Consider the following 13,235-nt stretch of genomic DNA (forward strand, 5'->3'; position numbering starts at 1 on the left):
GGCTATTGTAGGCTAGCCCAGGACTTCATAGCTCAGGACTAGTCCGAATCGAAAATAGCCCAGGACTTTAGTCCTGGGACACCTAAATAAAAAATTACAGCTATAACATGAGCTTTAGTATAGATAGGCAAACAATGGATGAACTGAACCTGCTGGGGAAATTCCGGCATGGTTCAGTATACCACTTGTTCAACCAGGTGAAGACAAGAGGTGGGGAGCGTTTGCTGGACGGGATGTTCCAGGCTCCGTTGGAAAATGCAGCTGCCATCAATGAGCGGAGCAGTATTTTCCGCTTTTTTCAGGAGGCAAATCTGGCGTTTCCTTTTGATGTGCCGCAGCTGACCCTCATGCGGGAATACCTGGATAACGGCGGCAAAAGCAGTGCATTACTGACATTAGCTGATATGCTCATCAAAAAAGGTCTCTCTTCCCTGGCCCGTGATGAACGTTACCGTGCCAATGTGCAAGGGCTGCAGGCCACTATTGTGACCGTAAAAAGATGTTATGCCTTTGTGGAAACACTGGCTGTTTTACAGGGGCCTTATGCAGCCAGGGTGGCCTCCATCCGGCAGGTGCTGGCAGATAAACAGCTGGAGCGTTTGTGCAATATGGACATCTATAAGGCATTACCGGTGAAAACACTGGCCTTCTATGATCATCTGCTCAAAAACAGGCTCCATAAGGAAATGGAAGATCTGCTGTTATTCATTGCGGAACTCGACGTATACATTGCCGTTAGTGAGGTGGCCCGCACTAAAGGGTTTAACTACGCACAGGCATTGTCTCCTGAAAAAAACAGTCTGTCGGTCAACGGCCTGTATCATCCCTGCATAGAAAAAGCCATCGGCAATGATATTCTCATGCAGGAAGGCAGCAATGTGCTGTTCCTTACTGGTGCTAATATGGCCGGAAAATCCACCCTGATGAAGTCGGTAGGTATTGGAATGTATCTGGCACATATGGGCTTCCCGGTAGCGGCCGCACAGTTTTCCTTCTCCGTAAGGGAAGGGCTGTATTCTTCCATCAACGTGTCAGACAATATCAGCCTGGGATACAGCCATTTTTATGCAGAAGTGGTAAGGGTGAAACAGGCGGCAGAAGCCACTGCCAGCGGGAAACGGCTGCTGCTGATGTTTGACGAGCTGTTTAAAGGTACCAACGTAAAGGATGCCTATGATGGTACGCTGGCGGTTACAGAAGCGTTTGCGGCCTATTCCGGTTGTTTGTTCATCGTTTCCACCCATATCATAGAAGTGGGAGAAGCTCTGAAAAAACACAGCAATATCCGCTTCAGATATCTGCCTACTGTAATGGAGGGTAGCCGTCCACGTTATACCTACAAGCTGGAAGAAGGTATCACGGAAGACCGCCAGGGGATGATGATCATCCGCAATGAAGGCATTTTGGAGCTGATCGGCTCATAGCGACTGTATTAACTTGTAAAAAAACACTGCACATATGAAGAAGTTGTTGACATTTGGCGCTGGCGCCATGCTGGCACTGTCATGCCTGCACACATCGGCCCAGGAGAAAAAACTGGCCGGTCTCACTAAAGAAGACTTTATAGCCGATTTCAGACTCGCTGTAGACATCCTGAAAAAACAACACCCCAATCCATATAAGTTCACCGATTCACTCACTTTCGAGCACTCAGTGGACTCACTCTTAAAGGTAATGGGCAAAGAACCGGACCTACTGGCCTGCCTACAGTATTCACCTGTCTATCTGGTGAGAGACGTACATACCAGCCTCCGGCTCTCTAATGATCATTCCCGTGAACTATATGCCAGCATGCGGTTCTTCCCGTTCCCGGTAGTGATTGAGCGCGGAAAGATCTTTGTCAATATTAAAGGTGCTGCTATCCCTTTTGGTGCTGAGATCACCAGCATCAACAACACGCCGGCAAAGGACATACTCCGTAGCCTGGCTACTTCGGCATATAGCGACGGCTTCATTACCACCGGTATGGACCGCCTGTATCCTGATTTTCAGGTGATCTTCAGTTTGCAGTCGCCTCACCAGGTAACCTATCCGGTAACCTATCTCGCCCCCGGCAGCAAAGAGTCCCGTAAGGTAAGTCTCACCGCTTCCAATCCTACAGAAGCCTATCATGCTACCCGGCAGTCTGTTTTTCCGTTCAATCTGCTGCAGCGCGCCTACTATATTTACAACAATTATTTCGATGACTCACAGACAGGACTGCTGACCGTCAATACCTTTGCTATCAACGAAGCAGATGCCTATAAAGAGTTCAGCGAGTTTTTCCGTGAAGTGAAAAAACGCAACTACAAACAGGTGATCATCGACATCCGCAGCAATGGTGGCGGTAATCCCGCTATCTCAGCCCTGCTGTATTCTTTCCTGGCAGATGCTCCTTTCCGGAACGTATACAACTACCGCACCCGCACCATCGATATCGCCTATCCGGAATATGCAGTGGCAGACAACGGCAGAAGGCTCTCTGATGAAGATATTCAGAGCAACCGGAATTTCCTGTACCAGCGCTTCGATAAAGACAGCTCCGGCTTCTATATAGGCAACGCCCGGTTGAAAGAAGGGCAGCTGGAAAATTTCCCTCCCGATAAAGACGCCTTCCACGGAAAAGTATATGTGCTGACCGGCGGTGGTACTGTTTCTGCAGCTACCTACTTTGCTTCGCTGGTACAAAAAAACAAAAGGGGAGAAGTGATCGGTAAGGAAACCGGTAGTGGAGAAGCCGCCACCACAGCCGCCTGGTTTAGGAATTATCTGTTGCCACGCACCAAATGTATACTCACCGTACCACTGTCCGAACTCTATTTCTTTAATGCCACCAAAGATAATGGCCGTGGTATCATCCCCGACCGGGAAGTACCAATGGATAAATTTATCGGCTATACGCAGGCAGATAAAGATCCGGAGATCACTTATACACTGGAGTTGATTGAAGCTGCACACAAGGCCTCACGATAATAGTAACAGTGACAATAATCAAGCCCCGTCAATGGCCCATACATTATGGGTTTCATTGGCGGGGTTCTTGTCAGCGTATAGTGGTCTGCGTTATGCCTTTCCCGATAAATTAGGTTTTCCGGAAACATTTGTTTTACTTTGCATCAGTTTAAGGTTCTTGGTGATAAGAATTTTTTGAATCAGATCTCTATAAGATAGCAGCCATATGTTAAGCAGAAGTGGCCTTCTGCTGCATCCACTGAAGTGTTTACTCCTCCTGTATCCTAACGTTACCCCGGTTAAATTCTTCCGTATTGTATATCCAACGTATTGTTTCTTCCTTGTCCTGTTCTGAAATAAATCATCATTAAGTTTTTAATCATCTTCTGTCAGAAGCCTGTTGTCATTTATCGCGGTATAAATGATGCAGCTTGCTATTGCCCCCTGATGATCCCACCAGGTTAACCTTCCTATGTATTGACACTAAATTTTAATGTTATGAACAAGTATGAAAGATTAAAAAACGAACTGGAAACAGTTGGAACAGGAAAAATGAAAGCATTTGGCTCTTCTATGTTACCCATTTTGAAAAGCGGTACTTTACTCACTTTTAAAAAAGAAACGGAGTATGCCATAGGTGATATTGTATTCTGTAAAGTCAAGGGGCGTTATATTGATGCGCACAAGATCATTAAAAAAGATACCGGCAAAGGCTTTCTCATAGCCAATAATCATGGTTTTGAAAATGGCTGGACTAAAATCATATACGGCAGAGTGATACTAGGCGAATATGAAAACCGGGTGATTTATAATAAAGCAGGATAAAATGATTTTGGGATGTAATTTTGAACCTTGCAGGCTACTGATCAATGACATCCAGGACCTGATTAATATGAGTATTATCACGCCGGGCAAGGTGTAGCAAATACAGCTCTGATTTGTTCCGTCCATTCCCCGATCTGTTCTTTCCCCGCTCTGTCTGCCCTGTCAAATAAAAAATGTTTTTTGATGTCCAGCCCACTGTAACTGAAGATACCTTTGTCTGAAGTAAGCAGGAGGGCATGGTCCATTCCAATAGCCTGATATTCGGCATGTGATTTACCATGAGTGTTAATAATCACAGTGGGCTTGGCTCCCAGCAGTCCTTTCTGAACACCTTGATCATAGCGGTAGGCAAAGCCATAACTAAACACCCGGTCGATATATCCCTTCATGATAGCCGGCAGGCCTGTCCACCAGATAGGATAAATAAAAGTGAGACAATCAGCTTCGGAGATAAAGGTTTGTTCCAGTTGTACATCTTCACTTACATGGCCTGCGCGCTGGCCTTGTATATCAGCTAAAGATAAGACCGGGTTAAAATTAAGCTGGTACAAGTCTCTTATCATCACCTCATGACCATTCTTCTGTAAATGACCTGTCAGTGATTGTTTCAGCTGGCTGTTGAGACTATCGGAATTAGGATGGGCATAAATAATTAGATGTTTCATATGCTTGTTTTTGTATGATTGTATGATACAAAAGTAGCATGGTGAGATAAGGCAGTATTGTAAGAAAACGAAATCAGTGCTGCGAAATGCAGATGTCTTCCTGGAATTTGATATACTGGGTAGGACTCAGATGCAGGTAATGTTTAAAGTCGTGTATCAGCTGGCTTTGATCATAGTAGCCACAGGTATCAATTAACTCAAACCAGTCGGCTGTCAGACCATTGGTGAGCTGTCGCTGAAGATGTTGAATGGCCTTCATAAAACGCTGATACCGCAGCCGTTCTTTGGCAGTGTATCCAAATTGTTTTTTGTGATGCAGTTGAATATTACGCTCGCTTTGCCCCGTAGCACCTGCGATCGCTTTAATGGGATTCAGGGTATCATCCCGGAAACCAGCCAGTTTTTCTGATAATGGATGTTGTTGCTGCAGATAGGGCCTGCAAAATTCAAGGATATAGATTACTTGCTGGTCGGGTTGGTCTATCTGGCTCAATACAGTCCAAAGATCGGTGAAGCAGTTGTCTTCCAGCAGCTGGTCAGGGTGCAGTGGCGTTTCTTTCTCCGAAGCCGCATTACCAAAGAAACGGAAAAAGGCATCATCTTTGAAATTGGCTACCAGCATGCGTGTACCTGGAAGTAAAGTATAGTCAAATGCCTGCTTGATCGGCCCAAGCACAATACACTGGTCAATATCCAGTTGTGTATCCTGCCGCGAATGCAATAACGCTTTGCCTCCAAAAATCAAGACCAGGATAGTTTGATAAGAAGGCAGCAGTGTTTTGGTAATAGCAGTATCACCTGTATTTTCGGCAAAATAAAAATGAGAGAATACCGATTCAAAATCCGGTGTCACGGGAATACTGAAATGATGATATGCCTGGTCCATGCTTCAAATATAATCATTACTTTCGGGCATGTATTCATTATTGCTTCAACATATTAGCCGGTATGTCCAACTGAATGAAGATGAACTGCACACATTCTTTAATGCCCTGGAACTGAAAAAACTACGGCGGCATCACTTTCTGCTTCAGGAAGGTGATATCTGTAAACGTGATTATTTTGTGATCAAAGGCGGCCTTCGCCAATACGAAACGGACAAGGAAGGGAAGGAGCGTATCATTCATTTTGGCTTCGAAAACTGGTGGATCACCGACCGCCATAGCCTGATCACGCAAACGCCTTCCATCTATAACATAGAAGCCCTGGAACATACCGAAGTACTCCAGATCAATATAACAACCCTCAAAACGTTGTATGACCAGATACCCCGCTTGGAACGTTATTTCCATCTGGTATTACAGGAATCTTTTGCCTTATGGCAACGGCGCATTCTGCAGCTGCAGAAACCGGCAGAAGAAAAATACCGGGCATTTCAGGCCGACTATGGAGCCATAGAACAGCGGCTGCCACAACAATACATCGCTTCTTACCTCGGCATCACAAGAGAAACCCTTAGCCGTATCCGTAGCCAGCAATAGTGTGATATAAATCACAGCAATTTTTTGATAAACCGCACTATCCTGCCACCACAGATGGATCATCTTTGCAAAAAAGATGATGCACAAGGAAATAATCCCTGAATTACTGGCAACAGACAACAGCTGGACACCTTTGATATTAAGACTTACACTGGGAATTGTACTGTTCCCGCATGCGGTACAGAAAATGTTCGGGTGGTTCCGTGGCCCTGGCCTGGCAGGAGAAATGAAGTTTATGACTGAAGTGGCCGGTTTGCCATCTTCTGTTGCAGTGATGGCTATTTTTGTAGAATGTGCCGGTATGTTTTGTCTGCTTACGGGAATGGCTACACGGATAGTTGCCGTGGCTCTTTTTGGACTGTTTACAGGTATGATTATCTGCATCCACAGGAAGAACGGTTTCTTCATGAACTGGTTTGGTAAACTGCCGGCAGGGCAGGAGGGGTTTGAATTTCATCTGCTGGTACTTGGTATATGCCTGGTGCTGATGATAACGGGTGGTGGTAAATCCTCCATGGATAGCTGGTGGCAGGAAGCGGCCCGTTAAGCCTCGCTGAAAAATCATTCGACGGGACAAGTCTTCTTAGAAGACTTACCCCGTTTTCTTTTGGCTTGCAAGGATGTGCCATGGCTCGGTGTAGGCTTCCTTGAATTTGATTTTTACCCCACACTAATGAGACACAGGATTATTATGCTGCGTGGTGCCGGAGATAACATAGTTGGCTGTCACATCACTTCCTTTTCTGAAAGTAAATAACTGACTGCCGGGTTGTTGATGTTGGTGAATCAATAGGCTGGTTCTGCAGCTGCTACTCTTTTAACGGGTACGTCCTTGATAGGTGTAAGGGAAGCTTAAAAACCGGTATCGAAAATACCAAACTTTACAGCAAAGAGGACGAGGCCTGCTGTATTACGGCGGCCGGTTTTGGCCAGCAGATTGTTGCGGTGTCCTTCTACGGTACGGGCGCTGATGAACAGGGTTTCACCTATCTCGGTGTTATTATATTCCTTACAAATCAGTTGTAATACTTCAGTTTCTCTTTTGGTGAGCTCGATGGGTATATTGTTTACATTCCGGAGGAGCGTGTTTTTTTCTTTGCTGGCTAGTTGTATAGCCTTCAATACCTGTGCACTCATATAGAAACCGCTGCTGAAGGTAGTATGGATGGCGGTTATCAGCTCTTCCTGGTCACAGTTCTTCAGTAAATATCCACTGGCGCCAGATTCGATCATCCTGGCTATCAGTCGCTCTTTTGCATGGACAGACAATATAATTACTTTAATGGCCGGATATTGTTGCTGCAGGGTATCATTCAGCTCAATGCCATTCATGTGGGGCATTTCCATGTCTACGAGGGCGATCTCGGGCAATACTGTATGGGCAGACAATTGCAGAAGGAAGTCCCGGCCATCCTGCGCCTCCATGATCAGTTCAAAACCAGGAATACTTTTTATCAGCAAGGCCAGGCTTTGGCGGAACAGCTTCTGATCGTCTATTAATGCAATATGAATACGGCTCATGATAAAGGCAGACTTATATGTATAGCAAATCCTTTTCTTTCACTACCGGCTATGGTATACACCGCACCAGACATACCCAGCCGGCTTTCTATATTATGTAATCCCATTCCTTTTTTTTCAGGAAGTAGTACGTCTTTCAGCCCTATTCCGTCATCTGCATAATCAATCTGTAATTCCCGGGGCGTTGTTTTCATTTCGATAACAATGTTATCTGCAGTGGCATGTTTAATGGTGTTGTTCATCAATTCTGCCATTACCCGGTAGATAGCCAGGGCAGTGTTTTCTTCCAGTAATACCGGTTCTTCGGGTAATAGCAACCGGATGTTTATTTTACCCGATTGCTGTACCACCGCACAGAGGTCTTCTACAGCATCATAAAAACTATAGGCTCCTGCGGTTAATGGTGATAGGTTGTGGGAGATATTCCTCACATCCTGAATAATCTGATCAATGATCTGTTTACACTGAACATTAAACTGATTGTTTTCCAGTAAAGCGGCATGACTCATGATCAGACGAAGGGATGACAAGGCAGATCCCACTTCATCATGAAGGTCCATTCCGATACGTTTTCTTTCAGTTTCTTGTGAAGTGATGATGGCGCGTAATAATTCCTTCTGATGTTCTACCTGAGCGTCCAGTAGTTTTTTCTTCTGTTGTAATATGCTGTTCTTGGATCGTATCTGTATCAGGATAAAAGCGATGCTCAGCATGCAACTGCCCACCATCGCCATTATTACCAGAACATAAATATTGTCTGTCAATTTTTCTTCCATTTAAGAAAACCGATGGCCCACAACAGATACATAATCAGTACCAGTGTTCCATGAATATTCAGGATTAAAATTTTTATCTGATAACTCGCCGTTGCACTTACTATGTTGGAGAAGATAAACTGAAAAAGAGCCCCTGAAAAATAGAGGAGGATTCCCGCCACTATCCAGTTCAGTGCATGGTCAGTCCACCTGGCTGGTTTGTCTTCCTGCATTTCATGCCAGTAATAGTACAAACTGAAAAATATCAGGATAAGCGCTTCCACCGGCCTTACATAGGAATTAAACCGATAGATGCTCTGAAAGAAGGAAAAATTTATAATGCACAATAATGGGAAGATGATCAACAGACTTTTGATAAAAGACATTGCTCTTTTATGTTGATCTATCTTGCTAAAAAACAATAATAAAAACACCGTTTCCACTATGGTGTAAATATGCAGCAATGGAAGATTGTTTCTGGTGGAATGCAGTATCGCCACCAGATTGATGCTGCCGGATGCTACCAGGTACATGATAAGTATTCTGCAGGCAGTTGATTGATACAAATGCCTGCAGATCGCAATTCCAAGAGGAATCAATATAGATGAAGGTACTGCAATGGCCAGGTAGAAATATGAAAATGATTTCATCTATTCTTCTGACTGGAGCGTATAAAATGGGCTTGTTGTATCACAAAAATCAGGGCATGGTTTGGTGAAATCATAAACAGAAGTTTCAACATCTGCCTCCGCTTTTTCGCCGGTAGGACTATATTCCGTTGTTGTAGTTTCCAGAATCAGATCCTTATAGGTAACTATATAATTTTCTGACACTTCTACCACTGGAACCAGCATCAGGCGAATCTTATCTTCAAAATAAGGCTGGTCTATTGCAAAGTAGCCCCTGACACCTGCAATCTCTTTACCATGCAGATGTTTGTATTTTTCTGCGAGTGCAAGTATATCTGCGAATGGTATAAAAACAGCATTGGGTATATTCAGCTGGTTATACGGTTCCGGGAGTACTTTTTTAATGGCAGTTCGCCAGTTCATAATATGTTCCTTGGCTTTTTTAATGCATACAGAACTGTCTCTGATGTCGTTGGCTGATTGATAGGGAGTCATTAAGTACGGGTTTAAGATTGGGTTTATACAGATAAGGGTTGATACAAATATAGCTTTTTTCATCATTCGCCAGACTGCAATCAACAAGATTTGATTAATCTTAGTACACAGATTTCCAGGCAACAGAACGATTAAATTGTTAATCTCTGCATAACATTTTTTATTTCGTAATTACCTGTTTGTTGCGAAATATATTTTCTATATTCACTACCGCTACGCTGTAACTCACCGGGAATAAGGATTTCCGGAAGGATTTTATTGACCAATATTTCTGATATGATAACCCGTTTTTTTTATCTGGCGCTTACTCCAACGGAAAAGAAATTATCTTATTTGTATAGTCACGTTTTTAAAATCACTTACCAGAACGACAAAGACCTGGTATGGAAACAACTGGTATTCGAAGAAGACTTCAGGAGATATAACCGTTTTCCCGAACATTATAATGCTGTATGGTCTGCAGGAACAGATATGGAAGATGCCGCAGTGGCAGATAGGAGAGATGAGATCAGAGCCTGGGAGATGGATGAAGAAAAGAAAGTATTTCCTGTAAAATGGCCCTGACAGCAAAACATACTGTCAGGGCATATTTTATTATTCGTTCTGATAGATTTTTTCGATGGCGCTTTTATATTTTTCAAGTACTACTTTACGCTTCAGACTTAACTTAGGTGTCATCTCACCGCCTGTAATACTCCATTCTTCCGGCAGCAGTTCAAATCGTTTGATCTGCTCCACATGATTGAAGTACTGATTGTAGTCATTGACCACTTTCTGGTAAGCTTCCTGTACTTCAGGACGGGCAAGGGCTTCCTCGTGAGTGGTGAAAGGAATGTTTTGTTTGTTCATCCAGAATTTAAGGTAGGCAAATGCCGGTACAATTAATGCGCCGGTAAATTTCCGACCTTCACCCACTACCATGATCTGCTCAATGAACGGACTTTCCTTGAATTTGTTTTCAATAGGTTGTGGAGCTACATATTTACCACCGCTTGTTTTGAAAAGTTCTTTTTTACGGTCAGTGATTTTCAGGTATTTGTTGTCTACCCATACACCGATATCACCGGTATGCAGCCATCCGTCGATTACAGTGTCTGCGGTGAGGTCCGGACGTTTGTAGTAGCCTTTCATTACGGTAGTGCCTTTAACGCATATTTCACCATCTTCCTCCAGCTTTACTTCAATGCCTTCGATAGGAGGGCCTACGGTGCCGAATTTGGTGCCACCTGGTACCCTGCGGTTAACGCTGATAACGGGGCTGTTTTCAGTAGGACCATAACCTTCGTATACGGGTATCCGTGCCGCATTAAAAATACGCAGCAGTTTTTCCTGGCAGGCTGCGCCACCGGTAACGATATAGCTGATGTTATTGCCCAGGGCCGCTCGCCATTTGCTGAATACGAGTTTGTTGGCGATACTCAGCTGGAAATTATACCAGGGGCCGCCGCTGACGATATTGTCATATTTTCCACCCAGCGATACAGCCCAGAAGAACAGCCGGCGCTTGATGCCGGTGAGGTTGTTGCCGGTAGCCATAATTTTTTCAAATACTTTCTCCAGCAGGCGGGGCACGGTGGTAAATCCATCCGGACAAATTTCCTTCAGGTTTTCGCCAATGGTATCAATACTTTCGGCATAATAGATACCGATGCCACTGAAAAGATATATATAGGTAACCGTTTTCTCGAAGATGTGATTAAGGGGGAGAAAACTGAGCACCTTTTGTTGCGGGGCATCGTCAAAAGGGAAACTGACTTTTGAGTAGGCCACGTTGGAAGCGATGTTGTCATGGGTAAGCATCACACCTTTGGGCGTGCCGGTAGTACCGGAAGTATAGATAATGGTAGCCAGATGATCCGAATCAATGCTGGCTTTGGTAGATTCTACCTTTTCCAGCAGGGAGGGGGTGGCCATATCCGGAATGCTGCTCCAGTGGGTAGCTCCGGGAATCTCATCAAAAGAATAAATTTCTTTAAGCGAAGGTACTCCATCCCGGATGTCTCTGATTTTTTCCAGCATCTCCTTGCTGCTAACGAAGATATACTTCACGGCAGCATCATTCAGAATAAATTGTATTTCGGCAGGGTTGGTGGTAGGATACAGTGGTACCAGTACGGCGCCGGTCTGTTGTACAGCCAGGTCTGTAAATATCCATTCCGGCCTGTTGTTGCTGATGATGGCGATTTTGTCTGCGCCTTCAGGCGTAAAATCATTGCCGCCAACACCTAACTGCAATAAACCCGCACTGAAGCGGTTCACTGTCTCACTGACATTGGCGGTACTGAAAGTCTTCCAGCTACCTTTGATCTTGGCGGCCAGCATATCCTGTTTCGGAAATTTCTCCAGCTGAAATTTTACTGCGTCGAAAAGCCTATGCCTCGGGAGAGCACTCATAAAGTAGATTTAGTGATGTAATAGGTATCAGTTGTTATAAATATACAGAAACAAAGGATAAAATAACAATAAGTGTTTAATTGAATGTTTTTTTGTATATAGCCTCTCCTTTACACTTATTATTGGTATGCACTGGATCATACCGGTGATCCTCCTTATCTGTTGCTGTAGAAGTATGATTAAGAAACATTCCCGGAATTAGTTATCTTAACGCATTAAGACCTGGACCAGCATGCAGAATTATGGATGTGGAATAAGAGAACAGGTTGGAACTAAATTAGACTTATGCTCACTGCTTTCACCAATGGAACCATTTTTACCGGCACACAGGTGTTGACCGGAAAAACATTATTACTGGAACATGGGCAGGTACTGGCACTGGTAAATCCTGATGAGGTACCTGCCCATGCGACCATCATCGACTGCGGAGGGCAGTTTATTGCGCCGGGCCTGCTGGACTTGCAGATCTATGGTGGCGGTGGTTACTTGTTTTCCAGCCAACCATCTGTAGCAGCGCTGCAGGCGATGATCCGTGCGTTGGTGAAAAACGGTACTACGGGTTTCCTGCTTACGTTGGCCACCAACAGCATAGACTTGTTCAAACAATGTATTTCGATTGTGCAGGAAAACCCTCATCCAGCTGTATTGGGTATGCACCTGGAAGGTCCTTATATCAATCCGGTAAAAAAGGGTGCCCATATCCAGGCATATATCAAACGTCCTCAGATGAAGGAGGTGGAAGACTTGCTGGCCGCGGCAAGGGGAGTGGTGAAGATGATGACGCTGGCACCTGAGATGTGTGATCCGGCTATCATTCGTTACCTGCATGCACAGGGCGTGGTGGTATCTGCCGGGCATAGTAACGCCACTTTTGAAGAGGCCTCTTCCGGCTTTATGAATGGTGTTAAGGCAGTAACGCATCTGTTTAATGCCATGTCCTCACTGCATCACCGCGATACCGGCCTGCCTGGAGCTACCTTCTGTAATGCCGGCGTATATGCCAGCATCATCGCCGATAATATTCATGTGGATGATAGCGCACTCGTCATCAGCAAAAAAATGCTGGGCGACCGCCTCTTCCTGATCACCGATGCTGTAGAAACCAATCGTGAAGGCGACTACCAGCATGTGGCCCAGGAAGACCGCTTCACCCTTCCCGACGGCACCCTCTCCGGCTCACGCCTCACGCTCCTGGGAGCCGTAAAGCGTTGTGTGGAGCATGCAGACATACCTCTGGATGAAGCCTTGCGTATGGCCACCCTCTACCCGGCCACCCTTATGGGCCTCAAAGACCGCGGCCGTATAGAACCAGGCTGCCGGGCAGACATCCTTATCTTCAACCGCCAGTACAAGGCCGTCCGGGTATACATCTCAGGAGAATTACAGTAAAGAGCCAGCCAACAAAACCTAATCACAACAAAACCTAATCACAACAAAACCCAATCACAACAAAAAATAACAACAACCAGAAAAAAACACAATAAAAGAAATCCTGCAAAAAAGAATCCTGAAAAAAATAACTAACTATCCATAAACCTC

The 13,235-nt window shown here is 44.8% G+C and carries 14 protein-coding genes; 7 read left to right on the top strand and 7 right to left on the bottom strand.

What is annotated here, in order from left to right:
• Positions 1-107 precede the first annotated feature (107 nt).
• From DF182_RS27250 to DF182_RS27260, 3 genes are all read left to right on the top strand, one after another.
• Positions 108-1,424 carry a MutS-related protein gene (locus tag DF182_RS27250; protein WP_113618916.1) on the top strand — a complete coding sequence of 439 codons (1,317 nt, stop codon included), beginning with the start codon at positions 108-110 and terminating at the stop codon, positions 1,422-1,424.
• A gap of 34 nt (positions 1,425-1,458) precedes the next feature.
• The gene (locus DF182_RS27255) at positions 1,459-2,952 is read left to right on the top strand and encodes a S41 family peptidase (protein ID WP_113618917.1); all 1,494 of its coding nucleotides are present in this window, start codon (positions 1,459-1,461) and stop codon (positions 2,950-2,952) included.
• Positions 2,953-3,429: 477 nt separating this feature from the next.
• Positions 3,430-3,756, top strand: coding sequence for a S24 family peptidase (locus DF182_RS27260; protein ID WP_113618918.1), 327 nt, complete (start codon positions 3,430-3,432; stop codon positions 3,754-3,756).
• Positions 3,757-3,833: 77 nt separating this feature from the next.
• Here DF182_RS27260 and DF182_RS27265 read toward each other — a convergent pair whose 3' ends face one another.
• Both DF182_RS27265 and DF182_RS27270 read right to left on the bottom strand, forming a co-directional pair.
• Positions 3,834-4,421 carry an NAD(P)H-dependent oxidoreductase gene (locus DF182_RS27265; protein WP_113618919.1) on the bottom strand — a complete coding sequence of 196 codons (588 nt, stop codon included), beginning with the start codon at positions 4,419-4,421 and terminating at the stop codon, positions 3,834-3,836.
• A 73-nt stretch (positions 4,422-4,494) separates the two neighbouring features.
• Positions 4,495-5,307, bottom strand: coding sequence for an AraC family transcriptional regulator (locus DF182_RS27270; protein WP_113618920.1), 813 nt, complete (start codon positions 5,305-5,307; stop codon positions 4,495-4,497).
• Positions 5,308-5,335: 28 nt separating this feature from the next.
• On the opposite strand from DF182_RS27270, the gene DF182_RS27275 reads away from it, so the two are divergent.
• Positions 5,336-5,902, top strand: a complete 567-nt coding sequence (locus DF182_RS27275) for a Crp/Fnr family transcriptional regulator (RefSeq protein ID WP_113618921.1) — start codon at positions 5,336-5,338, stop codon at positions 5,900-5,902.
• 76 nt (positions 5,903-5,978) lie between these two features.
• Complete coding sequence (locus tag DF182_RS27280) at positions 5,979-6,449, top strand: DoxX family protein (RefSeq protein WP_113618922.1); 471 nt, start codon at positions 5,979-5,981, stop codon at positions 6,447-6,449.
• 305 nt (positions 6,450-6,754) lie between these two features.
• Here DF182_RS27280 and DF182_RS27285 read toward each other — a convergent pair whose 3' ends face one another.
• The 4 genes from DF182_RS27285 to DF182_RS27300 form a co-directional block, all read right to left on the bottom strand.
• Entirely contained in the window at positions 6,755-7,423 is a 669-nt protein-coding gene (locus tag DF182_RS27285; protein ID WP_113618923.1) for a response regulator transcription factor, read from the bottom strand.
• Positions 7,420-8,199, bottom strand: coding sequence for a sensor histidine kinase (locus DF182_RS27290; RefSeq protein WP_113618924.1), 780 nt, complete (start codon positions 8,197-8,199; stop codon positions 7,420-7,422). Before DF182_RS27290 ends, DF182_RS27285 begins: the two co-directional genes overlap by 4 nt.
• Entirely contained in the window at positions 8,184-8,711 is a 528-nt protein-coding gene (locus DF182_RS27295) for a hypothetical protein (protein ID WP_147243563.1), read from the bottom strand. The genes DF182_RS27290 and DF182_RS27295 overlap by 16 nt, the downstream gene beginning before the upstream one ends.
• Positions 8,712-8,828: 117 nt before the next feature.
• The gene (locus tag DF182_RS27300) at positions 8,829-9,302 is read right to left on the bottom strand and encodes a hypothetical protein (protein ID WP_113618926.1); all 474 of its coding nucleotides are present in this window, start codon (positions 9,300-9,302) and stop codon (positions 8,829-8,831) included.
• A 276-nt stretch (positions 9,303-9,578) separates the two neighbouring features.
• Between DF182_RS27300 and DF182_RS27305 the strand changes: the two genes are divergently transcribed.
• Complete coding sequence (locus DF182_RS27305) at positions 9,579-9,866, top strand: hypothetical protein (protein ID WP_147243564.1); 288 nt, start codon at positions 9,579-9,581, stop codon at positions 9,864-9,866.
• A gap of 30 nt (positions 9,867-9,896) precedes the next feature.
• Here DF182_RS27305 and DF182_RS27310 read toward each other — a convergent pair whose 3' ends face one another.
• Positions 9,897-11,696: an AMP-dependent synthetase/ligase gene (locus DF182_RS27310; protein ID WP_113618928.1), complete on the bottom strand. Its 1,800-nt coding sequence runs from the start codon at positions 11,694-11,696 to the stop codon at positions 9,897-9,899.
• 285 nt (positions 11,697-11,981) lie between these two features.
• Here DF182_RS27310 and nagA point away from each other — a divergent pair, with 285 nt between their 5' ends.
• A complete protein-coding gene (gene nagA / locus DF182_RS27315; protein WP_113618929.1) occupies positions 11,982-13,085 on the top strand; it encodes an N-acetylglucosamine-6-phosphate deacetylase in 1,104 nt (367 codons plus the stop codon).
• Positions 13,086-13,235 lie beyond the last annotated feature (150 nt).

This window comes from Chitinophaga flava, assembly GCF_003308995.1.
Classification (GTDB): Bacteria; Bacteroidota; Bacteroidia; order Chitinophagales; family Chitinophagaceae; genus Chitinophaga; species Chitinophaga flava.